The sequence below is a fragment of the Bacteroidota bacterium genome (assembly GCA_025059945.1).
In the GTDB taxonomy this organism is placed as follows: domain Bacteria; phylum Bacteroidota; class Rhodothermia; order JANXDC01; family JANXDC01; genus JANXDC01.
This window is the reverse complement of sequence record JANXDC010000006.1, coordinates 14,613-38,450: the sequence shown is the minus strand read 5'-3', so window position 1 is coordinate 38,450 and position 23,838 is coordinate 14,613. Positions and strand designations below refer to the sequence as shown.

Annotated in this window: 22 protein-coding genes; 3 read left to right on the top strand and 19 right to left on the bottom strand. The window is 63.8% G+C overall.

Annotated features, from left to right (window positions below):
• Nucleotides 1-18: 18 nt before the first annotated feature.
• From NZ993_04730 to NZ993_04700, 7 genes are all read right to left on the bottom strand, one after another.
• Nucleotides 19-1,287 (bottom strand): hypothetical protein, encoded by a 1,269-nt coding sequence (locus tag NZ993_04730; protein ID MCS7155097.1) that lies wholly within the window; start codon nt 1,285-1,287, stop codon nt 19-21.
• Nucleotide 1,288: 1 nt separating this feature from the next.
• On the bottom strand, nt 1,289-2,449 hold the full coding sequence (locus NZ993_04725) for a hypothetical protein (protein MCS7155096.1): 1,161 nt from the start codon (nt 2,447-2,449) through the stop codon (nt 1,289-1,291).
• A 95-nt stretch (nt 2,450-2,544) separates the two neighbouring features.
• The gene (locus NZ993_04720) at nt 2,545-3,345 is read right to left on the bottom strand and encodes a glycogen/starch synthase (protein MCS7155095.1); all 801 of its coding nucleotides are present in this window, start codon (nt 3,343-3,345) and stop codon (nt 2,545-2,547) included.
• Between the two features lie 88 nt (nt 3,346-3,433).
• The gene (locus tag NZ993_04715; protein ID MCS7155094.1) at nt 3,434-3,733 is read right to left on the bottom strand and encodes a hypothetical protein; all 300 of its coding nucleotides are present in this window, start codon (nt 3,731-3,733) and stop codon (nt 3,434-3,436) included.
• 122 nt (nt 3,734-3,855) lie between these two features.
• Nucleotides 3,856-4,281 carry a F0F1 ATP synthase subunit epsilon gene (locus NZ993_04710; protein ID MCS7155093.1) on the bottom strand — a complete coding sequence of 142 codons (426 nt, stop codon included), beginning with the start codon at nt 4,279-4,281 and terminating at the stop codon, nt 3,856-3,858.
• 11 nt (nt 4,282-4,292) lie between these two features.
• Nucleotides 4,293-5,789, bottom strand: coding sequence for a F0F1 ATP synthase subunit beta (atpD, locus tag NZ993_04705; GenBank protein MCS7155092.1), 1,497 nt, complete (start codon nt 5,787-5,789; stop codon nt 4,293-4,295).
• Between the two features lie 96 nt (nt 5,790-5,885).
• Nucleotides 5,886-6,962, bottom strand: coding sequence for a M42 family metallopeptidase (locus NZ993_04700; GenBank protein ID MCS7155091.1), 1,077 nt, complete (start codon nt 6,960-6,962; stop codon nt 5,886-5,888).
• Between the two features lie 61 nt (nt 6,963-7,023).
• On the opposite strand from NZ993_04700, the gene NZ993_04695 reads away from it, so the two are divergent.
• Both NZ993_04695 and NZ993_04690 read left to right on the top strand, forming a co-directional pair.
• Entirely contained in the window at nt 7,024-9,219 is a 2,196-nt protein-coding gene (locus tag NZ993_04695; GenBank protein MCS7155090.1) for a PIG-L family deacetylase, read from the top strand.
• A 3-nt stretch (nt 9,220-9,222) separates the two neighbouring features.
• Entirely contained in the window at nt 9,223-10,296 is a 1,074-nt protein-coding gene (locus tag NZ993_04690) for a DUF1611 domain-containing protein (protein MCS7155089.1), read from the top strand.
• Here NZ993_04690 and NZ993_04685 read toward each other — a convergent pair.
• The 11 genes from NZ993_04685 to NZ993_04635 all read right to left on the bottom strand — a co-directional run bounded on the left by NZ993_04685 (nt 10,293) and on the right by NZ993_04635 (nt 21,979).
• Nucleotides 10,293-10,637, bottom strand: coding sequence for a histidine triad nucleotide-binding protein (locus tag NZ993_04685; protein MCS7155088.1), 345 nt, complete (start codon nt 10,635-10,637; stop codon nt 10,293-10,295). The two genes, NZ993_04690 and NZ993_04685, sit on opposite strands and share 4 nt — an antisense overlap.
• Nucleotides 10,638-10,644: 7 nt before the next feature.
• Nucleotides 10,645-11,490 (bottom strand): TonB family protein, encoded by an 846-nt coding sequence (locus NZ993_04680; GenBank protein MCS7155087.1) that lies wholly within the window; start codon nt 11,488-11,490, stop codon nt 10,645-10,647.
• Entirely contained in the window at nt 11,460-11,870 is a 411-nt protein-coding gene (locus tag NZ993_04675) for a biopolymer transporter ExbD (GenBank protein MCS7155086.1), read from the bottom strand. The genes NZ993_04680 and NZ993_04675 overlap by 31 nt, the downstream gene beginning before the upstream one ends.
• Before the next feature lie 12 nt (nt 11,871-11,882).
• Nucleotides 11,883-12,590 (bottom strand): MotA/TolQ/ExbB proton channel family protein, encoded by a 708-nt coding sequence (locus tag NZ993_04670; GenBank protein ID MCS7155085.1) that lies wholly within the window; start codon nt 12,588-12,590, stop codon nt 11,883-11,885.
• 31 nt (nt 12,591-12,621) lie between these two features.
• Nucleotides 12,622-13,692, bottom strand: coding sequence for an SPOR domain-containing protein (locus tag NZ993_04665; GenBank protein MCS7155084.1), 1,071 nt, complete (start codon nt 13,690-13,692; stop codon nt 12,622-12,624).
• A 9-nt stretch (nt 13,693-13,701) separates the two neighbouring features.
• Nucleotides 13,702-13,902 (bottom strand): HU family DNA-binding protein, encoded by a 201-nt coding sequence (locus NZ993_04660; protein ID MCS7155083.1) that lies wholly within the window; start codon nt 13,900-13,902, stop codon nt 13,702-13,704.
• Nucleotides 13,903-13,916: 14 nt separating this feature from the next.
• On the bottom strand, nt 13,917-15,674 hold the full coding sequence (locus NZ993_04655) for a hypothetical protein (GenBank protein MCS7155082.1): 1,758 nt from the start codon (nt 15,672-15,674) through the stop codon (nt 13,917-13,919).
• A 2-nt stretch (nt 15,675-15,676) separates the two neighbouring features.
• Nucleotides 15,677-18,697 carry a tetratricopeptide repeat protein gene (locus NZ993_04650; protein MCS7155081.1) on the bottom strand — a complete coding sequence of 1,007 codons (3,021 nt, stop codon included), beginning with the start codon at nt 18,695-18,697 and terminating at the stop codon, nt 15,677-15,679.
• A 44-nt stretch (nt 18,698-18,741) separates the two neighbouring features.
• Entirely contained in the window at nt 18,742-19,605 is an 864-nt protein-coding gene (gene ispE, locus NZ993_04645) for a 4-(cytidine 5'-diphospho)-2-C-methyl-D-erythritol kinase (GenBank protein ID MCS7155080.1), read from the bottom strand.
• A 73-nt stretch (nt 19,606-19,678) separates the two neighbouring features.
• Nucleotides 19,679-20,620, bottom strand: a complete 942-nt coding sequence (locus tag NZ993_04640) for a site-specific integrase (protein MCS7155079.1) — start codon at nt 20,618-20,620, stop codon at nt 19,679-19,681.
• Nucleotides 20,621-20,626: 6 nt separating this feature from the next.
• On the bottom strand, nt 20,627-21,979 hold the full coding sequence (locus NZ993_04635) for an aminopeptidase P family protein (protein ID MCS7155078.1): 1,353 nt from the start codon (nt 21,977-21,979) through the stop codon (nt 20,627-20,629).
• Between the two features lie 241 nt (nt 21,980-22,220).
• Between NZ993_04635 and NZ993_04630 the strand changes: the two genes are divergently transcribed.
• Nucleotides 22,221-22,433: a cold-shock protein gene (locus tag NZ993_04630; GenBank protein ID MCS7155077.1), complete on the top strand. Its 213-nt coding sequence runs from the start codon at nt 22,221-22,223 to the stop codon at nt 22,431-22,433.
• A gap of 309 nt (nt 22,434-22,742) precedes the next feature.
• Here NZ993_04630 and NZ993_04625 read toward each other — a convergent pair whose 3' ends face one another.
• Entirely contained in the window at nt 22,743-23,837 is a 1,095-nt protein-coding gene (locus tag NZ993_04625) for an AI-2E family transporter (protein ID MCS7155076.1), read from the bottom strand.
• Nucleotide 23,838: the final 1 nt, after the last annotated feature.

Here is a 23,838-nt window from a genome sequence, read left to right as displayed (position 1 = left end):
GGATGACTCCTTTTGCTGCTACTCTATGCGGCGGCGTATGAACCATCGTTCGGCGTAGTTGAACACGAGGCTAAATCGGTATTGCCATTCTTGTACCAAACCGGCCGCCAGGGCGCCACGACGGCTGAGTTCTACGTTCAGATCAACCGTGGTCCGTGGATCCCGTGTCGGCAGGCCCAGGCCAAAACTCACCCCCCATCGGCTGATGGGCCGGTCGTGCACCACCAGAGGGGTTTGCTCGTAGAAAAAGCCAACGCGATAAATGATACGCTTTAGGTAGGTGCTAAGATTCTCTGGATCCGGAACCCAAAACCCCCCCACGCCTACGCGCCACAGGTCCTGCGCTCTGTCCCACTCTGCGGACAGGGTGTGCTCCAGACGGCTCCAGGGTTGGTAGGCGAAGGCCGTCTGCAAGCCCCACCGTTCCGCCACGTGCACCGCAGCTCCCAGGGACCAGCGGGCCGGAATCGTGACCCGCTCCGCCCCTTGCAGGCTTAAAGTATCGGTTTGAAGCGCGTTGGTAGCGATCTGCCCGTACTGCAGCGTCCAGGTGCGCCGGGCTTGCAGACGGGCTGGGGGGGCCCACTCGGCGGCCAGGCTCCAGACCGGTCCGCCCCGATCGCGCTCCCGGCGCACGTAGAGCATCGATAGGGAGCCACTCCAGCCCGTGTAACGGGTATAACGTTGGTAGCGGCTGTCCAAAAAAGCGGCGGCGCTGTCCTGACTAAATTGCACGTTCCATTGGTGGCTGATGGCGCCCATCCAGCGGTATAGACCCAGGCCCAAACTCCAACCCGGCAACAGCCCGGCGCCCATGCCCAGGGCGAGCTGGTGCAAGCCGCCATCGCCCTCAGCGCTCACCGTATAGGCTTGCGCCTCGACCTGACCGCTCTGGCGGATGCGATAACCCACCTGGCTGTATGGCCAGAACCCCAGACCCAATCCGATGCGATCTCCTATCGGAAAACCCAAGGCCACTTCGGCCAGGTTGCCGGAGAATAGGCGGGCCCGGTTCTGAGCGGAACGATACTCCCAGCCCTGCACGTACAGCCGAGCGCTGGCTCGGGTAAACGATAGCGCTGCCCATGCGGCCGGAAGTCCGAGATTCCAATCCCGCTCCGAGACGCTGGCCAGTCCGCTATGGCCCATGGCGGCTGAGGCCCCCGAAGCCGGCACCCACAAGTCCCCTATGCCGAAACGGGAGTACACGGAGCCGGTCCAGCCTGCTTGCGCCCACGCGATCGTCGCGCTCGCCCATATTGCGCCCGCAACGCACGCCCACCGCATGTTATCGCTCCGTCATCGCAGCCGGGGCAGAGGACCAAAACAGCTCCAGGCGGGGTCTGCGCCCGACCTCCCCCTCTGGTCCAATCAAGACAACCCACCCCAAGGTAGCTTTCTCAGAAGCCGCCATTACCAGCAACGGACGCGCAGGAACGCGGCCCAGAACCAACTCTTGGATGTGGGCGGACAAAGCGGAGCTGGAAAAGGCGAACCCCCCCTCCCGCTCCCGATAGTTACCGATGGCCAGCAAACGGTCCGGCTCCCCGGATTCCGTGCTCGTGTACAGCTCTAGACTCCGCAAAGGCTCCCAAAAACGGCCGGGCTGCGGCTCAATGGGCCGCGCATACAGCCACACCACGGCGCGATGCACGGCGGCCTTGGGTGGAAGCGAGGGGGAAAAAGAGGCCAAAACCCGACTGCCCACCCCCCCCTGTATGAGCGCGCTCGGGGGGGCAGGGCTCAGACGCCGCACGGCGTTTGCGCGACCCTTTATGAGGAGCGAAAGAGAATCCCGCACCCCCTCTCGGCTGTACCAGATACGCACAAACGAACGCGCCGCATTGAAGCCCACAGCGGCTTGCCCTTCTAGCAGTTCCAGGGCAAAGCCGTGTATGCGGCTGGTGAACTCCGCCTCACTTGAGGCGGCAGCCTGAAACAGGGCTGTCCAAGAAGCCGAAAGCGGTATCCGCACCAGGCTATCCCGTGACGAAAAGGGCGCCGAGAGGCCCACTACCTCCCCCGCAGGCAGCGTGGTATCGGCGCGAAAGCGCGCATCGCTCCAGGGCTGGGTAAGGAGCCGCAATCGCAGCCGCAGTGTGCCTGTGGTATCCCCGTATGTTGCTTGGCGCACCAGACGCAGTTCGGCTCGCAGCTGGTAGTCGGCCAAGTTGGGCAACACCACGGTGGGGTATTCTAAGCTCAGGTAGGCCTGGGCTTCTAAGGCGCCCGTAAGCGGATGCTCGAGACGACCCACAAGCAGCACGCTCGCCTGGCCTGTAAGGGGACGGGCCGATACGGGGCGTAGCGCGCTCGCCTCAACAGCCTGCGCTTGCGGCTGTACCCGATCGGAGGCGGGCTGCACTTCGGTTCCGGTCTCGTTGACCACATCGCAGCCCAGGAGGGCCACCAGAGCGAGGCTTGGAATCAGCAGGTGCAGGTAACGCAACGGCCAGCCCTCTCTAGCTACTCTTGCCGATCAAGACATGTGAGCTTCACAAAGGCCATCCCCCGCCCCGCTTACGCGCAACCACTACGACATGATTACGAAGCTAGCTTGCGATAGAGCTCGGCGTACACGTCCACCATGTGCTCGATCGGCCCCTCGACCGCGATGGCTCGACTTAGCGGCAGCGTCGCCGGATCTAAATGGGGAGCTGTGGTCGAGACCGCATCGGCGTACAACAGACCGCCGTGCAACAGGTCTACGTGCCCATTTTGGGCCAACGGCGCGCGTTCTAATTCCTCCTCCGGCAACCCGATTTTGGACAGCAGCATCTGCTTGGGAAACTGCGTAGGCAGGTCCCAGTTGTGAACAGTGTAGATCGTCTTGGTATGGGCGAAGAGGGGATCATGCCGGTAGAGGGTCTTCAGATAGACCGGAATGAGGCTGGCCATCCAGTCATGGCAGTGGATGATGTCCGGACACCAACCCAGCCGACGAATCGTCTCTAGCACCCCTCGGGAGAAGAAGATCGCCCGCTCATCGTTGTCCGGGAAAGGTTCCCCGGTCTGTTCGTCGGCCAGGATGCCGCGGCGCTTGAAATAGCGTTCGTTATCCAGAAAGTACACCTGCAATCGGGCGCTGGGGATGGAGGCCACTTTAACTTTGAGCATCTCCGTTCGGTCGCCCACAGGCACCTCAATACTGGAGAGCCGGATCACCTCATGCAGGCGGTTGCGTCGATCGCTGATGAAGCCATACTTGGGCAGCATGATCCGGATCTCGTGACCTTGTAGTTGCAGCGCCTCGGGCAGGGAACGGATGAGATCGGCCGCGTCAGTGAGCTTGGCAAACGGGGTCATCTCGCCGGCCGCGAACAGCACGCGCAGGGACTTACGCATAGGTCTTCTTAGGGAGAACGCTCCACCGATGCCTTATTCAGCGTAAAGATACGCATCTCGGCGCCCATTTGCCAACCGGAGGGCGCGCTCAGTCCCATTCCAGGGCGCGTAGCGACAGCATCAGACAAACATCTCGGCTGATTTGATGCCGATCGGCGGTGTCGGGCACATCGACCGGCAGCACGTACAAGAGCGCGATCTGCGGTGTGATGGCGAAAAGACGCGCGCGCAGCGTGATCTCCAGGGGTACGCCCCAAGAGGGATGCTTGAGGACGTTCTGGAGCGGATTAGCGATCTCCCGGGAGCCCTCGAGGACTGTGTATTGACCGAGCAAGCCACCGTCGAACGCGTAAAGAGCACACCAGAGCCAGCCATGCTCCTGTGCCAATTGAGCAAGATAAGCATCCAATAAGCCTCTGGTGGGCGGATCGACCATGGCCCCCCTTTGCGTTGATATGGCGCCTGGTTGCAAGACGCCCATGGGGCCACCCTCTCAGATATCATGCCATCTTACGTTTGGTTTTGCTGGCCCTCCAGATGGGCCACACGGAGGCGGTTTTGGGCACGCGCAAGCGCCGCCTGAGCGCGGACGCGATCGACGTCGGGACCGTCCTCTTTGAGCCGCCTCTGGGCGCGATCAAAGGCGGCCTGGGCGCGCCGCACGTCGATCTCCTCGGCCGCTTCCGCCGTTTCGGCCAGCACCACTACGCGCGGGCCCTTTACCTCTACAAAACCACCGCTTGTGGCAAAGTAGCGCTGCACTCCATTCGGAAAGACCACTTTTAGGACCCCCACGCCGATCTGGGCCAGCATAGGGGCGTGCCCGGCCAGTACCTGAAATCCCCCAAGCACCCCCGGGGCGGAAAGCGAGACCACCTCCCCGCTATAGACCACGCGCTCCGGGGTGACGATTTCCAGATGAAAGCTCTTGGCCATGGCGTGCACCGTTAGGCGGCTGCTTGAGCCAGCATGCGCTCGCCCTTCTCGATGGCCTCCTCGATCGTGCCCACCATGTAGAAGGCCCCCTCGGGCAGGTGATCCAGCTCACCGGATAGGATCATCTTAAAGCCCCGGATCGTGTCGGCGATCTTCACGTATCGGCCCGGCGTGCCCGTGAAGGCCTCGGCCACGTGGAAAGGCTGGCTCAAGAAACGCTGCACCCGGCGAGCGCGGCTGACAACCAGCTTATCCTCCTCGGAAAGCTCATCCATGCCCAGGATGGCGATGATGTCCTGCAGGTCTTTGTAGCGCTGCAGGATTTGCTTAACGGCCTGGGCCACCTCGTAGTGCTCCCGACCCACGATGCGGGGATCCAAAATACGGCTTGTGGACTCCAAAGGATCGACGGCGGGATAGATCCCCAGCTCGGCGATCTGGCGCGATAGCACCGTCGTGGCATCCAGGTGCGCAAACGTCGTAGCGGGGGCCGGATCCGTAAGGTCGTCAGCCGGCACGTAAACGGCTTGCACCGAGGTGATCGAGCCGCGCTTGGTAGAGGTGATGCGCTCTTGCAATTCCCCCATCTCCGTGGCCAGGGTCGGCTGGTAGCCTACGGCGCTCGGCATGCGCCCTAACAAGGCCGATACTTCCGAGCCGGCCTGCACGAAGCGAAAGATGTTGTCGATGAAAAGCAGCACATCCCGACCGCCCTCATCGCGGAAGTACTCGGCGATCGTAAGACCCGTCAGGCCCACGCGGGCGCGCGCCCCAGGCGGTTCGTTCATCTGGCCGAAGACGAGCGTGGCCTGCGAACCCTTAAGGGCTTCGTAATCCACTAAAGACAGATCCCAATCGCCTGTCTCCTGGAAGTGGCGCCGGAAACGCTCCCCGTAGTTGATGACGCCCGACTCGATCATCTCCCGCAGCAAATCGTTGCCCTCTCGGGTGCGTTCCCCCACACCGGCGAAGACCGATAGCCCCGCGTGTTGCTTGGCGATGTTGTGGATGAGCTCCATGATGAGCACGGTCTTGCCTACGCCGGCCCCGCCGAAGAGCCCAATCTTGCCTCCTTTCGCGTACGGTTCCAGCAGATCGATGACCTTAATGCCGGTTTCGAACATCTCGGTCTGGGTGGAGAGCTCCTCAAAACGCGGCGGGGGTCGGTGAATCGGAAGCCGGCCCTCCGCCTTAGGGGGACGCAGCCCATCGATGGGCTTACCTACGACGTTGAAGAGCCGACCACGGATCTCCTCCCCGATCGGGATCGAAATGGGTTCGCCTGTGTTGAGCACCTCCATACCGCGTACCAAGCCATCGGTGGAGTCCATGGCCACGGCGCGTACGCGGGACTCACCCAGATGTTGCTGCACCTCCAGGACTAGCTCAGAGCCGTCTTCGCGATACACCAAGAGCGCGGTTAGGATTTCCGGCAGTTGGCCCTCGGGGAAATCTACGTCCACTACGGGCCCGATGACTTGCGCGATTTTGCCTTTGCCTTTATCCATCGATGCCGCTTCCTGTTTACCCGAAATCGCTTTTTGAGGAAGTCGGGCAAAGTTAGCCCGGACCGCTACCGAAAAACAACCCGGACTCCTTCGGGGCTACGAGAGCACGAAACGCTCTCCAGGCTTAAGGGCCCCGATGAAAGCCTCCAGAAGCCGAACGGCTCCGGCCACATCGGCCAAATGTACGGTCTCCACAGTGGAGTGCATGTAGCGCATGGGAATGGACAGAAGCGCGCTCGGAATGCCCCCCCGCTGATCGAAGATGTCATCTGTGTCCGTGCCCGTGGTCAGGCTTGAGGCCTCATGCTGCACGGGAACTTGAGCGCGTTGGGCGGCCTCCAGAAGCCGACGCACCAGCGTGGGATGGTTGACGGGTCCGTGTGTGAGGGTGGGGCCTTTGCCCAGGCGCACATCCCCGTGCTGCCTGCGCTCTATGCCGGGGGTGTCGGTCGCATGCGTGACGTCGATCACCACCGCCGCATCGGGCCGAAGCCGGTAACCGATCATGCGCGCTCCGCTGCCGCCTACCTCCTCTTGCACGGTGCTGGCCGCGATCACGGTGGCCGCGGGCCGCTCGGAGGCCTCGGCCAGCAGGCGCAGCACCTCTCCCAGCACGGCTCCGCCGATGCGGTTGTCTAGCGCCCGACCCACCACGAGCTTTTCATCCCAAAACCAGGGCTCATCGGCATATACGATTGGATGTCCGACCCGAATCCCTTTCTGTTCGACCTCCTCCCGGCTCTGCGCCCCAACGTCAACGTAAAGCTCATGCCATTTGGGGACGGTTTCGTCTTTGTTCTCGCGCAGATGGATGGCCGTATGCCCCACTACCCCGGGCACGGGCCCCTGTTCGGTGAGCACGTATACGCGCCGCGAACGCGCCAGGGCCCGATCCGCGCCCCCGATGCGACCGACCCAGAGGAAGCCCTGCTCGTCGATATAGCGCACCATAAGCCCGATTTCGTCTATGTGGGCCTCGAGCAGGATCCGCGGACCCTCAGGGCTTGCCCCCTGTCGAATAGCCCAGGCGTTGCCATACGCATCGCTCTGCACCTCATCGGCCCAAGGGCTTACGAAGGCGATCCAGCGACGCTGCCCCTCCCACTCGAAGCCAGATGGGGTTGCGGTCCTGAGGATGGCCTCTAGATATTGCCGCGTGCGCTCATGCAGCATTCGCGCTTTCTCCCGCTTTCGATAGCAGCAAAGTTAGCCGACCGCTCTCAGAGGCCGCAACATGGTACAGCATCTATGGCGTCTTTGGCCACTTTTTGCGTCATTTCTGGGAGCTTGTACCGACCCCGGGGATAGCCCCGAGCGGCGCCTGGCCGAGCGCGCCGCCCGAGAAGCTCGGGTGCTCATGGCCGTGGCCGCGCATCCGGACGACGAGGACGGCTTTACGCTGCTCTACTACCGCCACCGCTACGGGATGCGCACGTACACGGTATATCTGACGCGCGGGGAGGGTGGGCAGAACGCAATCGGGCCTCAGCTTTATGAGGCCCTGGGCGCTTTGCGCGCGCAGGAAACCGCGCGCGCGGCCGCGATCTTGGGCACGGTGCCGTATTTTCTGAACTTTCGCGACTTCGGTTACTCCAAGACGGCCCAAGAGACCTTCGCGCTCTGGGGAGGGCGACAGGCCGTCGTAAACCGGCTTGTGGCGGCGATCCGGCGCTTTCGGCCCGATGTGATCATCACGAACCACGACACCGTCACCACAGGTCCTAGCCGACAGCACGGACACCACCAGGCCGCGGCGCTGGCCCTGTGGGAGGCCCTCGGCCGGGCCGCGGACGCCGGCTATGCGCCGGAGCTTGGCCCTCCATGGCGCGTTCGACGGCTGTTTGTGCGCCTCTGGGATCCCCGTCAGGGCTTCGACGTGGCTCTACCCGTTTTTGAACGCGACCCCGTTACGGGCCGCACCTTTGCGGAGGGGGCTCGTCAGGCCCTGCGCCAGCACGCCAGCCAGGACATGGTCCGCGTGGCGGATACGCTTCGAATCCGCTATACGTATTACCGGCTTCTGTGGTCGGCCGACGGGTCGCGGCCGAACAACGACGACCTTTTCTGGGGAATCAGGCGCGATCTGAGCCCGGCGGAGCGTCGAGAGCTTGAAAACAAGCGCATCCTGGCGCGCCTGGGCACGCGCCTTTGGGTGCAGCCGGAGGACTCGATCGTCTCTCCCGGTCAGACGACGCGCCTGCGGTTTTTTGCTCAACGCCTTACCATCCCCAATCCCGTGCTACGGCTCTACTGCGAAGGGCGCGAGCTGGGCCGCTGGCCCGTTCCGGCAAGCGGCCGCCTGGAAGTAACGCTTCGCGTGCCGGCCGATGCCCCCCTGACTTATCCGCTTGAGCGCTATCAGTACGGTTGGCCGGATCCCGTCTATTACCCTCTGCGCTATGTCATCAGACCAGCTGTGCCTACAGAAGCTCTTCCCGAGGAGATCAGTGGGCCGATCCCGGTTTTGATCGCGGCTCCCGTGGTGTTGCGGGCCGAGGCCTGGCAATGGCTTGCCGAACCCAACCCCCAACTGCGCCTTATGCTAGAGGTCGCCCATTGGCGCGGCCAGGCCCCTCGGCTTACGATCCAGCGCATACCCGAGGGCGATACGCTCGGTGTATGGATCCGCGATCCCCTGGGCCCGGGCAGGCGTCGGGAGGTGCGCATCGGGCTGCGGCGCTGGCGCCCCTTGGAGGGAGAGCACCGGTTTCGCATCTGGGCCTCCGGAAGCCCGGAGACGCTTTCGGTTACCGGGCGCTATTATCGGCTGAGCCTGCCCGCGCAGGTGCGCGTAGGATGGATCCCGGGCCTGGAGCCGGGCACCGAAGGGGGGCTCAGAGCCCTCGGAGCGCGCTATGAGGTGCTGGACTCGGCCACACTGGCCCGGGGGGATTTGAGACGGTATACCGCCATCCTCATCGGGGTGCGCGCCTACTATCATCGAGCCGACCTAGGGCGGTATAACGGCCGCCTTCTGGAGTACATCCGCCAAGGGGGCCACGTGGTGGTGCTCTATCAGCGGCCTCCGGAGTGGAACGGGCTCTCCTGGCCCCCGTATCCGATCCGGATTTCAACGCGCCGCGTAAGCCGGGAGGACGCGCCTGTGCGCCTGTTGCGCTCCGATCACCCTCTGTTGCGCCATCCCTACAGGCTAGATGCGAGCATCTGGCGGGGCTGGGTGCAAGAGCGCGGCCTGTATTTTCCGGACACCTACGCGGCGGCCTACGAAGAGCTTCTGGAGATGGCTGATCCGGATGAAGCCCCCCTGCGCGGCGGGCTCTTAGTTGCTGCCTACGGACGCGGCAGCTATCTTTACACGTCCCTAGCCTGGTATAGGCAATGGGAGCTATACCATCCCGGCGCCTTGCGCGCTTTAGCTAACATGCTCGCCTATCCTTTGTATCGCCAGGCCCAAGCCGAAGGGAGGTAGCCCATGGCCGTCCCGTTTGAACGCCCCATCATCTACTGCGAGGGGCACTTCGACTCATACGGCTGCAAAACGGGAAACGGGATTCTGCGCTACGGCAACAAACGCGTGGTGGCGATCCTGGATAGCACCTCCCGTTGTCGGCAGGCCTCCGAGGTGTTGGGATCGGGATACGAGATCCCGGTGGTGCGCACGTTGCAACAGGCCCTGGCTTACGGGCCCGATAGCCTCCTTATCGGCACAGCCGGCAAAGGCGGGGAACCGACCCCGGAGATGTTGGAAACGATACGCGAAGCCATTCAGGCCGGGCTGCACATCATACATGGGCTGCATGTGCACATCGGCGAGCTTCCCGAATTTCGCGAGCTTGCGGCCCGGCATGGGGTGCGGATCTGGGATACGCGCAAACCTCCGGCTCGGCTGCCGGTGGGATCCGGGCGCGTGGCGCGCGAACTGAGCGTGCCCGTTGTGCTTACGGTGGGCAGCGACTGCTCCCTGGGCAAGATGACCGTGACGCTGGAGCTGCACCGCGAAGCCGAGGCTCGGGGGCTGCGCTCGGCCTTCATCGCCACAGGCCAGACGGGTATCATGATCGCCGGTTTTGGGGTGGCTGTCGACGCCGTGGTGAGCGACTTTATGGCCGGAGCCGTCGAAGAGCTTATTCTGGAGCAAGCGCCTGGTAAGGATATCATCTTCGTCGAGGGCCAGGGCGGCATCCTGCATGCCGGCTACTCGGGCGTGACGCTTGGGCTTTTGCACGGAAGCATGCCCTCGCACATGATCCTTTGTCATCAGCCCGGACGCCGTTGCCATAAGTACACGGACTGGCCCATACAGCCGCTCTCCACGTACATCCATCTCTATGAGGCGCTTATAGCCCCCTTCCGGCCCGCCAAGGTCGTGGGCATCGGACTCAACACATGGGGGATGGGCGAAGAGGAGGCCCGGCACGCAATCGAGGAGGTGGAACGCCAAACCGGGCTACCGACCACAGACGCTGTGCGTTACGGGGCGGCTAAGCTCTTAGAGGCCATTTTGCGGACCCCCGTGTCCCGCCCCCAGCCGGTGGGGGTCTGCTAACCCGGCGGCCAGCCCATCTGGCGGCCTCCGAGCAGGTGCAAGTGCAGGTGATAGACCGATTGGCCCCCTTCCGGATTGCAATTGAAGACGAGCCGATATCCCCGCTCCGCTATCCCCTCTTGACGGGCCAGGCGTTGGGCGACCAGCACCATGTGGCCGACGAGTTCGGCCTGATCTGGCTTTAGGTCGTTCAGCGTCGCAATGGGCTCCCGGGGCACGATCAAGATGTGCGTAGGCGCTTGCGGGTGGATGTCCCGAAAGGCCACCACGCGCTCGTCCTCGTAGACGATCTGAGCGGGGACCTCCTTGCGCACGATCTTGGCGAAAATCGTCTCGGCCATGGCGCACTCACTCCAGACGAAACCGAAACGTGATGACGCCGCTTTGGGGCAGCTGAGGCATATAAGCGGGCAAGGGGTTGAAGCGCCACTCTCGAAGCGCTTGCATGGCGGCCCGCTCCAGCTCCGGCGGCCCCTTCTGCAGGGGGATCATGCTGATGACTCGCCCCTGTGGATCCACGGTAAAGCGGATGCGGATCTCCGCTTCGACTTTGACCGGATACTCCGGCAACCGCTGTCGGAGGATGCTGCGCGCGATGTTGCCGTCCCAGACGAGCAGAAAGGGCGCGGCGCGGTCCGGATCCAGACCGGCTCCGGGGCTGCCCTCGGCCATCTTGCCGGAGCCTTCCGGCCCGCCGCTTGCGGGTGCACCTTCGGCGCGCTCCGGAACGCGGCCCATACCCACTTCGCTTCCCTGACCGGAACGCTCCGGGGCCGGCTGAGAGCGGCTTGGCTCTGGGCTGGAGCGCTCCGGGCGCACCTCAGGGGCGGTGGGCACCTGGATCCGCTCCGGGCTTTGCAGGGGCGGCTGTCGGGGGGCCTCCACGGGCCGGGCCGGAGGTTCCGGAATGCGCGGCGGCTCAGCGGGCTGGGCTGCGGCCTCCTGGGTGGCGCCAGCTGTCGCCTCGGCGGCGGCTTCGAAAGCGGCCGTTGCCTGCGGGACCGCACGCACGGGCCTGCCCTCTCGGAACGGCCCGAACTGGACCTCGATAAGCCCTATCGGGCCTACTTCTGAGCGCACTACGATGAGCCAAAAGGCAAGGGCCAGCGCCGCGTGCAAAGCCACGCTGCCCGCCCAGGCGATCCGCTCCTCTGGGGTGCGCATCAGGGTCTTTCCGGTTCTGTAGCGATCCAAATGCCCATCCCGAGAGCCCGGGCTACGTTCATGACCCAGACGGCGTCCTCGACCGTGGCGGCCCGATCGGCTTGCAAAACCACGACAGGACGAGAGAGGTGCTCGCGCTTGGCGGCCAGCCGAGCCCCCAAAGCGTCACGGAAGACCGGCTCTCCATCCACGAAAAAGCGCCCGTCTCGTGTGACCGCAACCGTTACGTACTGCCCCTCCTCGATGGGACCGGTTTGGGCTTGGGGCACGTTGACCCGGATCCCAAACTGGGTTACGAAAGAGGAGGTAAGCAGGAAAAAGATCAGCAACAGCAGCACGATGTCGGTCATCGAGGCCAAGGTGAACGTGGCCAGCGGCGGGCGACGACGCGCGATCACAACCCTAGCCATAAGTTTCGGCTCCTATAGGCCGCGCGCTCCCGGCCGAACAGGCTCCTCGAGCAGATCCAAGAAGCGCGTGGCCGCCTCTTCTAGCTCGAAGACCATTCGGTTGACCCGGCTGTTGAGGTAGTTGTAGAACGCATAGGCCGGAATGCCTACGGCCAGCCCGGCGGCCGTGGTGATAAGCGCCTCCCAGATCCCGCCCGCCAGCACGCTCGGGTTCACGTTGCCTTGTAGGGCTTGGATCTGCTGAAAGGCCTGAATCATGCCCGTAACTGTACCTAGGAAACCCAGCAGCGGGGCGATACCCGAAATCGAGGCCAGCAAATCCAGGCGACGTTCCAGCGCAAAAGCCTCTTGCCGTCCGGCCTGCTCGACGGCCTCCTTGATGTCTTCGATCGGACGCCCGAGCCGCTCAAGCCCCCGCTTAAGCACGCGCGCGATCGGGCGATCGACCTCTTCGCAAACGGCGATGGCCTGTGCCACGTCACCGGCCTGCAGCAGGGCGTGGATCTGGCGCAGGAAGGGCGGGATCTCCATGCGGGCTCGCCGCAAAACCAGCCATCGCTCCAAAATCACAAAGACGGCCAGAACCGAACAGAGGGCGATGGGGATCATGAGCCAGCCGCCCTTAAGCAGCATATCCCACAGGCTCATGGCCTGCTCCGGGGCTACAGGCAGCTGCACTAGCGTATCGGCAGGGTTAAGCAAGGGGGCTTGCCAGGGCATCCACACGGCGTGTAGCTCCTTTCTTGCTGCGCTACCGGACAAGACGCCAGATCCAGGCATCGGAGCGGCCGAGCCGGTCGATCAGCTCACGCCGGCGTGTTTCAGCCTCTCGACGCGTTGGAAATTGGCCGATTACGAGTCGAAAGCGGCGGCCTATGGGCGTCTGTGCAGGTAGGATGGTAGCTTCTACCCCAGAGCGCAACAACCGTTCCCGGTCGGCTTGGGCCTCCTGTTCCGTTGGCCAGGAGGCGAGCACGATCGTAAAACCGCCGGCCCCTGCCTGAACAGGCCTGCGCAGCCAGTCCGGGACGGCACGCTCGGACCTGAAGGGCTCCGCTGAGGACGGGGCCATAACGCTTGCCAGCGTATCGGTCCTAACCGTATCCGCGGAAAATAGGTCCAAGGCGCGCGGGGCCTCGGCGACCGAAGGCGGCACGTTAGGACCCGCTTGCGGGGCTCCGGGGTGCTGCCCCCGGAAGTACCACCACGTTCCTACGGCGGCCAGGAGGAGCCCAAGACCCAACAGCCACCAGACGGGGATTCCCTTTGGAGAGCGAGGCGAAATTTGAGCTGGATTGCGCATGCGAAGGCGCGCCGGGGGGGGCTCATACCGGGGCCGCTCGGACCATGCGCTGCCTTGCCGGTCGGGCCCCTCGACGGAGAGACCGCCCCACGCGATGGGGGTGTAGGTCTCTTCTGCTTCCTCCCTGGGGAAGTCCACTTCCCCCTGCTGTTGCAAGCCCTCTGAATAGATCTGCGCTTGCTTCCATTCTGGCGAGGTGGGACTTCCCTCCTCCGAATCCGCCTCGCCGGAATCCGCTTCGCCGATTGTGTCCGGCAGCTCCCAGGATTCAGAGACGAGCAGGGGTTCAAGACCCGCATATTTATCGTTTACGGCCTGCGCCAGATCGGGATCGGGCTCGAAAAGCAAGGCCCCCTCTGAAGTCCTCCGAAACCAACCCAGGCCGGGCCAGTGGGCCTGGCCGGTTCTTCGCAGCTCGGCCTGGAGCCCCTCTATGCGGGCCTGCAGCCAAGCGCGCGCTTCTTCGGGCGATGCCCCTAACAAGTCGGCCAAGCGATGTATCCAAGCCTCTGCGCGCACCTTATCCCTCTAGCTTTCAGATTCGAAGATCACCCGATCCGCAGGCGGCAAGAGGTAGATCTTGCCGTCCGGGCCGGGCTCGCGCCGGCTTTTGTGGTGCACGACTTTGAGTTTCCCTAAGCCCGGCAGGCGCACAACTTTGCGCTCCAGCAGAGCCTGTCGGATGACCGTGGCGGCGACAGTATCGAAGTGTTCGGGCAACGGCTCCATGGGTTGCGACTCTCCTACCAACGCACCCATAGTCCCATGCGGCTGTCTATGGGTCGCTCTGGGTAGTATTCCCATCTATAGTACGTTTGGTTGAGCAGATTCTCAAGCCGCACGTAAAGCCCGGCGAAGCGGCTCAGGCGAGCCGACAGCTCGGCGCTCACCCATAGGTAGGCCGGTAAAGAGCGGTAAGCCAAAGCCACAGGGAGCGCGGGGCCAACGGGGGAGGCCGTCCGGTCCTGGCCGACCGTCCGAAGGCCCACGTAACGCGCCTCGGCCGATAACACAACACCGGTGGGAAAGGCGTACCCAAGCTCAACCTGCGCACGCCAATCCGGCGCGTAGAAAACCGGACGGGAGCCGGCCTGCCGGATCCGCTCATAGCGCCCCAGAGCCTGCGCCCAAAGCCCGCTCGGGGGGCGCAGGGCGAGCGTGACCTCGCCGTATAGCTGGGCCACCTCGGGTGCGCGCCCCACTGCGAAGCGGCCCGGCGCTATGGCCTCTGGATAGGCCCAGTTGCGCCACCATGCCCATCCCGCGCGCCCGTGAACGCGAAAAGGGCCAAACAAATAGGCGTCTATGCCGAGATCGACCCGATACGGGGCGCGCGGCGTTGTCTGCCCGCTGCGGGGGTCTACATGAGGCATCTCCTCCAAGAGCGGACCCAAACCGGCCTCCAGCTTAAGCTCCCCCTGCAGGCGAGCCCACAAGGCCACTTGAGGGCTCAGGCGGTAGGCAATCCGCGCGTAGGGGCTAAGCTGTTCCCCCGGTAGCGAGTCGGCTAGACCGCGAAACAGATCCCACTGCAGCCCCGCATCGACGGCCCAGCCGGAAGAGGGCTCAAAGGAGCCCACCAACCGAGGGCTCATGCGCCACCCAGAGGCCGTTTGCATGCGCTCCTGAGGGGCCTGGACGTGTTCATAGGTGAGCTCCAGGCGCAGCCCAGAGCCGGTGCCCCGATAGCCCAAAAGCGCGTAAACGCGGCCATGGCGGCCGGATAGCCGCACTTTAGCCGGGATGCGCAGGCTGGAGTCCGCCACCCAGTCCGGACGGTCCAGCAGAGTATCCAGCAGCGCCCGGTCCGCGCGCAGCGCAGCTTGTAGGTCGACTAGCCATCCATAGGCCGCCTGAGAGCGCAGACGAGCCTGCCCTATAACGCTTGAAAGCCGGCGAGGGAGCTCGAGCTTGGGCACCCCGTAGAGGCGATAGCCGTGATCCCGACCCGTGAGCGCTAGCTCCATCGTCCACGGAGCCCTGCTCAGAGGGATGCGGGGCAGCCCCAGGAAGGCGAGCTCCAGCTCATCACGACGGAAAGCCGCGTTCGGCTGATGGCCTTGGGAGGAACGATGCGTATACCGAAGCATACCGAAGACATGGGAAAGGGGCCGCGGAGCAAACTCCAGGTCCAGCTCAGGGGATACGAAGCGTCCATAGCCACCCCGCAGGCTTACGCGCGAAGGCGGTTCCGGGATGCGCACCCGTGGGGGGCGCGGCTGCGGGCGGTCTGCCGTAGACCCCAGAGCAAGCTGCACGGCGGAGTCCCGGCGCAACACGTACGGCCCCCGCAGGGTATCGAGCTGCAGGCGACGAGGGGTGAGCTCAAAGCCCGTAAGCGGTTGCCGCTCTAAGGAGGGCAGCTCGATCCGCAGCTCCCCCCGTACCTCCACGGCCCTCGGGGTGAGCTCCGGCAGCCGGGTCGTGTCGGGACGCATCCCCTGGGCTTGAAGCGCGATCGGAGCTAGAGAAGCGCTCACGAGCAGCAACAACGAGCGCATGCTCATCTCCGCGGATTTGCCCTTTGCAGGGCCGCTAGTTCGCGCGCGGCCTCCAGGGCGGCCTGCGTGCCGGGATAATCTTGCAGGATGGACTCATAGAGCCGGATCGCCTGGGCTCGGTTGCCCATATCGCGCAGCGTGTGGGCCTGCTCCAAGCGGGCTCGGACGACCCATTCGAGCTCCCCACCGAAGACGATCCCCACCCGATTGAAGGCATCCACGGCCTGCGCCAGAAGCCCTCGACGCCGATATAGGATCCCCAGCCGGAACTGCGCCTCCGCGCCCGGATCGGCCTGACCCGCGTTGGCCACTTTTTGGTATAGCCGCTCGGCCTCCTCCAGACGGCCTTGGGCTTCAAGAGCCCGGGCCATAACGAGCTCGGCCCGCAGAACCGTGAGAGAATCGCCCCCGTCGCGGCCCAGGGCGCGGCGTAGGAGCTGCTCGGCCTGCGCCGCATTGCCTAGCTCCAGATGGGCCTGCGCCTGTCCTACGAGGGCCGAAAGCCGCTCCTCGGCCGTGCGTGCAGCTTGCTCCCAAAGCTGGTAGACCCCGATCGCCTGCCGGTAGCGGCCCTGCTCCAGGTATAGCTCCCCGAGTTGGCGCAAGGCGTCGCGGCGCTGATCGGCGCCAGGGAAATCGCTTACCAGGCGCTGCCAGGTGGCGATGGCCTCCTCCAATCGACCCAGCTGCCGATAGGCGAAGCCCAGGTTGTAGTAGGCCTCCGGAAGCCGTCTTGTGCCGCGTGCCGTTTCGATAAAACGCCTTAAGGCCCGGATGGCCTCTTCGTAGCGGCCCGCCTGCAGGCGAAGCTCCCCGATCCGATACCTGAGCTCCTCCACTAGCGGGTTATCCGGGTTTTGGGCGGCAAAACGCTCCAGGAGCGCCTCGCCTTGCTCGGAACGCCCCAAGGCCTCATAAGCGTACTGCGCGCTTGAGATCGCTTCCACCACAAGCGGATGTTGGGGGTATTGGCGCACAAAATCCTCATATGCGCGGACCGCCTCCTCCAGCCGGCCCGCGTTATAGTAGGCGTCTCCGATATTGTAGAGCGCCTGTGGGGCGAACGGGCTTGCGGGGTTTTGCGAACGCAGCCGCTCGAACTCCGCGATGGCCTCCGGGTAGCGGCCTAGCCGAAAATAGATCCAGCCGATCTGATAGTGCGCCTCATCGGCGTAGGCCGAGGACCGGTATCGCTCTCGCAGCAAGCGCAGCAGCCGGATCGCCTCCTGGGGGCTGTTGCCATAGTAGCGGGCCATAGCTTGCTGAAAAAGCGCGTAGTCGGCCCCAGCCCCCCCGCGGTCGATGACGGCTTGATAGGCCGCGATGGCCTCTGCGTATTGCTTGAGGGCGAAATGCGCATCCGCTAGCCGAAGCCGGGCGTCGTCGTCATAGCGGATAAGCGCACCTACAGGAGGCCTGTACGCCCCTAGAAAAGCCCGAAATTCCGGGATGGCCTCAACGTAACGGCCGGCTCGAAACAGAGCCCAAGCTCGGCCGTATCGAGCGGCCGTGCTGTAGGGGTGATCCCGAAACGCGCTCAGAAAGCGCCCCCAAAGCTCCGCGGCGCGTTCGGCTTGGCCCAACTGGAACTGGGCCTCGGCCGCCCAAAACAGGGCCTCTGGGGCCCAGGGGCCGGAGGGCGCCTCTTGATAAATGCGCTCGCACTCTTGCAGGGCCTGCCTATAGAAGCCTCCGCGCAGCAGCGTCCAGGCTTTTAGGAACCGGGCCCGGTGCCGCATTTCGAGGGGAACACCCCCTAGGGATGCGGCCACCTCGAGCACCTCGGCTGCGCGCGTGTACTCGCCCAACAACAGATGCGCCTGACCTAGCCACTCCAGGCCCTCCGAGAGCAGGGGGGAGTTGGGATGACGTTCCAAGAGGCGACGGAGGATCGGAATGGCCTCCGCGGGTCGGTTCTGGCGCAGCTCGAGGCGACCCCATTCCAGAAGAGCCCTATCCTGCCAAGAACCGCCTGAAAAGCGCTCAAGCAGGCTCCCATAGGCCCGGCGCGCCTCCTCTATGCGGCCGGCCCTCTCCCAGAAGGCCGCCGCATAGTAGGCGGCGGCCTCAGATAGAGAATCCAATCCCGAGGCAGCTAGTTCGGCAAAAGCGGCGGCCGCCTGCGCGTAGGCCCCCTGTTCGGCGTAGGCCCAGGCCATTTCGTATTGCGCCCGGCGCGCCTGGGGGCTTCTGGGGTGTTCTCGACGCAAGCGTTCAAAATACACCAGCGCCCGAGCCGGGTCGCGCATCTTCGCGTAAGCCGTCCCGATCCAAAACAGGGCCCGCGCCTGTAGATCAAAAGGCAGGCGATCTAGTCGCGGAACCAGATCCGCTACGAGCTCCTCTAGCCTTCCGGTGCGGGCCCGAAGCTCGGCCAGCCAGAGCACAAAATCCGGCCGCGTCGCCTGCTCCGGATAGGCCCGCTGAATCCGTTCCAGCACCTGCTGGGCCTCCTCCAGGCGTCCCTGCTCCAGATAGAGCTGCGCTAGCGTATACAGGGCGATCAAGGCGACCTCGGAGCGGGGATGGCGCCGGTAAACCTCCTGGTAGGCGGCCTCCGCCTCCTGCAACCGGCCCAGGCGCCTGTACGCTTCGGCGATCCAGAATTCGGCCTGCGCGCGCAGACCGGCTTCCCCGGCGCGAGCGCGCACCTGCTGCCAGTAAAGGAGGGCGAGCGCGTAGTTATCCGCCTTCAAGGCGGATTGACCTAGAAAGAGCAACGCCTCAAGGGCAAAGGGGTGATAAGGAAAGCGCTGTACGAAGCTCTCGTACAACTGTAGGGCCCGCTCTTGATAGCCCATACCCAGAGCGGCCTCGGCTTGATAATAGTAGGCCTCCGGCAGCAGCACATGATCGGGATAGAGGGCGATGAAGCGATCAAACTGACGCCAAGCGTCCCGATATTGACGCTCTACGAGTCGCTCATAGGCTTGACGAAAAAGCGCCTCGGGGTCCGCCTGCGCCCCGGACGCAGTGGACACACCCAGCAGCCCCAACAGGCCGATTGAAAATAAGGCGCGCATCGGAACCGGACGACGTAAACCGGCGATAAGCTAACACGACCCCTTTAGCCAAGGCAAGGAAAAAACGGACGTGGCGGGCTCAGCTTGGCCTCCAGGGGAGATAGGGCCTCCAGAGCGGCGCGCGCAGAGGGTTCGGTTTCGAAGATGGCCCAAAAGGCCGATCCACTGCCGGAGAGGGCTGCATAAAGGGCGCCCAGGGCATAGAGGCGATCCCGAAGCGCGCGCAACATCGGATGGCGATCCAGGACCGGCGCCTCAAAGTCGTTGACCAGCTCTCGCCGCCAACGAACCGGATCCAGATCCCGAAGCAGCCGCTCCAGATCAGGGCGCCCTTCAGAGCGGGGCCTGACCCATCGGTACGCCTCGGCCGTGGAGATGCGAATCCCCGGAAAGACGAGCACGGTCCAGAACGGCCAGTGGAAGCCCGGCCAGGGCTCCAGAAGCTCCCCCCGACCCCGCGCCCGGGCGGGGATGGCCTGAAGGAAAAACGGCACATCGGAGCCCAGCTGTGCGGCCCAGGTCTCAAGCTCCGATGGGGAGGCCTTAAGCCCCAGTTTGTTGAGGCCGCGCAGCACGGCCGCCGCGTCGCTAGAGCCGCCCCCCAGCCCGGCCCCGTAGGGTATGCGTTTGTCCAGGTGGATGCGCACGGGGGTCTGCCACCGGCCCGCGCGCTGCACCAGTCGCAGCGCGCGCACGCAGAGGTTCTCCTCCCCCAGGGGCAAATCGGGGTCCGTGCACGTGAAGGCGAAATCTGCTGCTGGCGCTTGCAGCAGCAAGCGGTCCTCCCAAGCTACGGGTAACAGCACCGTGTCGATCTCGTGATACCCGTCGGGTCTGCGGGCGAGCACATGTAGGCCCAGGTTGATCTTAGCCGGGGCGCTTTCTTCTATTTGGCCACGTGGCGACATACCTCCCGAAGGCCCCCGAGGCAAGCTGGCCGGGATCCGAGGCTCGGGGCCGACCGGTGCCGCATAAACGGCCCTAAACCCCGATGCCGATCTGACGCAGGTATACGAGCGTGGTTTCCAGCGTTTGGTGGTGCATGCGGCGATAGACGAGCTCTTTTAAGGATTCGATGATCTCGGCATCCGGCATCGTCTTACCCCGCTCGCGCAGCAGGTCCTCTAGCCACACGCGCACCGCCGTGTAGACCAGGCTATGGGGCGAGCGGCCCGGACCGGCCAATCCGGCGCGTTTGAGATGATCCTCTACGCGTTTGCGCAGGGCTCTTGTGTGAATAGGGCCGAAGCGGTTGCGGGGTCCCAGACCGGGTATCAACCCCCAGCCGGGCTCTAGGGGCTGGCGCGCCGACCAGGCCTGCAGGAATTCCTCTAGCAGGCGTATGCTTTGTGGGTGCAGTTCGGCCACGGCCGTTTTCTCTTGATACCCCTTGGGCTGCACCCGTAGCCACCACAGGTCCGCATGACGCTCCAGGTCCAGAATCCGCGCCCGCGAGATCTCGATCTCCGTTACGCCCGAGTAGGCCATAAGACCGACTAGCGCGCGGTCCCGCAGACCCATGAGGTCCGTCTTGGGGATGGCCTCCAGGAGCGCCTCCAGCTCTGTCAGCTCCAGATACCGACGCCGATGCTCACCGGGACGGCGGTTGCCGCGGATTCGCCGGGCGGGGTTTTCCGCCAGCAGGCCCACCTGAACCAGATATTGACAAAACCGCCTTAGGGCCGTCAGGTACGTGGAGACGGACACATCGGCCAGGTTTTTGGTCTGGACCAGATAGAGCCGGTAGCGCTCCACGTCCGTTTCGCGAAACCGGAAAGCCCCCTTTTGTCGGGCAAACCATTGCCGGAACGTGTTGAGCGCGCGCCGATAGGTACCCCGCGTCTCGGGGCTGGCTTCGGCCAGGTACTCGGACTCAAAGCGCTCCAGGTACAAGTCCAGTTCGCGGTTGGTGAAGTCCAGCATACGCGCCTAACGCACCAGGTGATAGCGAGTCTGCCGCGTGAGCACCCACGAAACTCGTCCATCGGGGCCAATGGCGGCGTCCTCCTCAAGCCCCACCCACAGCTCCTGATTGCCCCACTCGGGTATGGGGACGCGCACCGAAAGCTCGATCGAAAACCAGGTGTTGGGACGCACCTCCACATCGCCCCGACCCGGAATGGGCTCTTGCCGGTCCCAGAGCCCGATCAAGGGTCCGGCCCCGTGTCCATGGTCCCCGACCGGATGAGAATAGACGGACCCATTGATGCCCTCAGCGCGCATCTGCCGCAGGGCATTCAAAAGCACTTGGTTACCGGTTAGGCCAACTTTCAGGTTTTCCATAACGATGTCTTGAAGCCGGTTGGCGATCGCCAACGCCCGCTGAATGCCCGGGGGAGGTTCCTGCTCGCCTTCGCGCAGGACGTAGCCCATATGCTGCGTGTCCGTGGCCAGTCCCATGGCGCGGATGCCGAAGTCCACGTGCAGCACGTCTCCCCGTTGAATCGTGACCGGCCCCTGAGGCGTCAGCATCCGAGGATCGTCTCCGCCCATACGTTGCACCCGCACCGAGGGTTGAAACCACGTATCCAAGCCCCGGTCTGCCAGCTGCTGACGCAACCACCAGATTACGTCTTCCGTGGTCGTCAGGCCCGGTGTGATGACCTCCCGGGAGAAAGCCCGGCTGATGAGCGCATGCGCGATCTGCATAAGCCGCCGATACCAGTCTAGCATCCCAGGCACGCGTTCGGCAAGGTAGTCCAGCGCCAAGCGCTCCTCCCGCACCAGACGCGCCGTCCACTTAGGGCCCAGAGCCTGCACGAGCTGTTCATACTCGCCCACACTCAGCCCGTCGGAAAAGGCGTGCGTCTGCGAGATATTCACCGCGATGCGGCGCGGCTGGCGTTCCTCGATCAGCTTGCGCAATAACGCCCACTGGCTCTGACCCCATAGCTCCCGGTTTTCGACCTCGGGATCCCGATAGACTTGATATAACCCTCCCTGATCTCCTCCCCCCAAAGCCAGGCGCTCTAGGCCCTTCTCCGGACCCCGGTCGTAGAAAACGTAGATCGTGCGTCTTCGGGCAGCGAAGGTCGTCGGGGCCACCAGGGAGAAGAAAACCGGGTCCTCGTTGTACTCTCGACATATAACCAGCCACATGTCCACGTTGCGCTCTCGCATGAGCCGAGGCAGCACCTGCTCCAAGCGCGCCTTAAGCCACTGCATCCGAATTTCGTGCTGTACGCGTAGCGAGGGCAGGCTAAGCTCCTGCCCCTGCACGGGGGTGGTAAACAAAAAGGACAGCCCCAGCATCCCCATCCAGAATTTGGCTTTCGTCCCCATAAACGATGCCCTCCTGCTGTCATAGAACGATTCGCTTCCGTGAACTTGCGCATGGAGGGGTGCGTTTTGCAAATGCTGCGCTTGCGCTTGCGCCTTCTATCCCGTACTTTTTCCAGTGCTCTAGGCCCCTTCCGCGTTAGCAACGCAGGGGAATACCCGGCTTGCTTGACCCGCGGTCGCCCCAGGCGGACCCGGCTGGAACGGACCTGGAGCCGGTAAGCAGGTTCAAGGAGTTTTCATCATGGCGACCGGAACGGTCAAGTGGTTCAACCGGGAAAAGGGCTACGGCTTTATCAAGCCCGACGACCACTCTCAGGACGTGTTCGTGCACCGGACCCAGGTGCAGGGCCTGCGTTTTGGCGAGGGCCTCAAAGAGGGGGAACGCGTTAGTTTCGAGATCACCAAGGGCCCCAAAGGCTTGCAGGCGACCAACGTCGCACGGCTCTCCTCCTAAGCCGGAGGGCGAGCAAAAAGGTGCGCCTGCTCGTGGAAGCGCCGCTCGCCCAGAAGTCCTGTTATCTGCGCACCGGCCACGTTGCGCGCACAGGCTGTGCTTAGGTAAAAGCCTCTTCGTCGCCTCCCTGCACGAAGCGCTCCAGCGCAGAAGCGCACGGGAAGGAGATCTTGTTTATTCCTCGGCCTTTGGGTTTGCCGCTACGTCCTTGTGGCAGCATCCGAGCCGGGGGATGGCTTGGGTCTTTGACACGAAGAACTTTTCCTACTCCAGCAGCGAATCCAGAGGGCCCGGTGAAGGTATATTGGCCTAAAGCTCATGGGCCACGCGCTGGAGCATCCGCCGCTGGAAAACCCCGTATTGGGGCCTATTAGTCCGGATCTCCCCCCATAGGATGCGGGCGATCGTAACCGTAGGCACGGCCAGGAGCATCCCGATGATCCCCGCCACCTGAGCTGCAGCGAAGATCGCAAGCAGGACGACGACCGGGTGCAGATTGGCCGTACGCGAGTAGATCCACGGCTGCAGCACGGTGTTGTCAAAAAGCTGCACGGATACCAGCGAGCCCAGCACGGGCAGGGTGAGCGCTAGGTCGCCGGTTTGGGCCACCCCCACAGCCACCCCCACAAGATATCCAATAAGCGGGCCTAGGTAGGGGATCGTATTGGAGGCACCGGCTAAGATGCCGACGGCCAAGGCGTACTCTAGACCGATGAGGGAAAGGAGTATAGCGGCGAGCGTTGCCACGATAAGCGACTCCAGCAGCACCCCTCGCAGGTAACGACCCATCTGCTGGCGGATTTTATATAGCGTAGCGACGGTCATCTCGAAATATGCATTTGGCACCAGGCGCAACAGTTGCCGGTACAAGTAGGGCCCATCCTTAAGAAAGAAGAAGACCAAAAACGGTACCACAAGCAGGCCGGTGACGATGTTGGAGACGACCCCGATTGCGCTGCTGATGGCCTGTGCCACCGTCTGACGGTTAAAAAGCGTCCGAAACGCCTCCACGACGGGTTCGCTCAAAAAACCGGGCTCTAAGGGTAGACGAGCGCGGATGTACTCTTCAACGGTCTGCATCGTGCGCCGAATGGTATCCAAGGACAGGAGGTTGAGCAGATCCACGAACTGCACCACCACAGGCGGCACGATAGTAATCATCAGCAGCGCAAAGGCCCCCAGTAACCCCGCGAAAACCAGCCCCGCTGCGAGACCGCGGCGCATCCCCGAGGCCTGTATCCGGCTTACCAGAGGGTGCAGTAGATAAGCGATAAGGGCCGAGACCGCGGTGTATAGCAGCAGGGTCCAGTAGAGGTAGGCGAGCCCTAGGCCGATGCCGAGCAGAGCAGCCCCTTTAAGCACACCCCCCCATCGATCTGGGCCGCTTCCTGTGAGCGCAGCCATG

Bases quoted from the DNA above. Each gene is read 5' to 3' on its own strand.
- NZ993_04690 (MCS7155089.1), top strand. From the start codon at position 9,223: ATGGCCGTCCCGTTTGAACGCCCCATCATCTACTGCGAGGGGCACTTC.
- atpD (MCS7155092.1), bottom strand. From the start codon at position 5,789: ATGGATAAAGGCAAAGGCAAAATCGCGCAAGTCATCGGGCCCGTAGTG.
- NZ993_04650 (MCS7155081.1), bottom strand. From the start codon at position 18,697: ATGCGCGCCTTATTTTCAATCGGCCTGTTGGGGCTGCTGGGTGTGTCC.
- NZ993_04685 (MCS7155088.1), bottom strand. From the start codon at position 10,637: ATGGCCGAGACGATTTTCGCCAAGATCGTGCGCAAGGAGGTCCCCGCT.
- NZ993_04640 (MCS7155079.1), bottom strand. From the start codon at position 20,620: ATGCTGGACTTCACCAACCGCGAACTGGACTTGTACCTGGAGCGCTTT.
- NZ993_04720 (MCS7155095.1), bottom strand. From the start codon at position 3,345: ATGCGTAAGTCCCTGCGCGTGCTGTTCGCGGCCGGCGAGATGACCCCG.
- NZ993_04675 (MCS7155086.1), bottom strand. From the start codon at position 11,870: ATGGCTAGGGTTGTGATCGCGCGTCGTCGCCCGCCGCTGGCCACGTTC.
- ispE (MCS7155080.1), bottom strand. From the start codon at position 19,605: ATGTCGCCACGTGGCCAAATAGAAGAAAGCGCCCCGGCTAAGATCAAC.
- NZ993_04700 (MCS7155091.1), bottom strand. From the start codon at position 6,962: ATGCTGCATGAGCGCACGCGGCAATATCTAGAGGCCATCCTCAGGACC.
- NZ993_04695 (MCS7155090.1), top strand. From the start codon at position 7,024: ATGGTACAGCATCTATGGCGTCTTTGGCCACTTTTTGCGTCATTTCTG.
- NZ993_04710 (MCS7155093.1), bottom strand. From the start codon at position 4,281: ATGGCCAAGAGCTTTCATCTGGAAATCGTCACCCCGGAGCGCGTGGTC.
- NZ993_04730 (MCS7155097.1), bottom strand. From the start codon at position 1,287: ATGCGGTGGGCGTGCGTTGCGGGCGCAATATGGGCGAGCGCGACGATC.
- NZ993_04655 (MCS7155082.1), bottom strand. From the start codon at position 15,674: ATGCGCTCGTTGTTGCTGCTCGTGAGCGCTTCTCTAGCTCCGATCGCG.
- NZ993_04630 (MCS7155077.1), top strand. From the start codon at position 22,221: ATGGCGACCGGAACGGTCAAGTGGTTCAACCGGGAAAAGGGCTACGGC.
- NZ993_04660 (MCS7155083.1), bottom strand. From the start codon at position 13,902: ATGGAGCCGTTGCCCGAACACTTCGATACTGTCGCCGCCACGGTCATC.
- NZ993_04625 (MCS7155076.1), bottom strand. From the start codon at position 23,837: ATGGCTGCGCTCACAGGAAGCGGCCCAGATCGATGGGGGGGTGTGCTT.
- NZ993_04670 (MCS7155085.1), bottom strand. From the start codon at position 12,590: ATGCCCTGGCAAGCCCCCTTGCTTAACCCTGCCGATACGCTAGTGCAG.
- NZ993_04635 (MCS7155078.1), bottom strand. From the start codon at position 21,979: ATGGGGACGAAAGCCAAATTCTGGATGGGGATGCTGGGGCTGTCCTTT.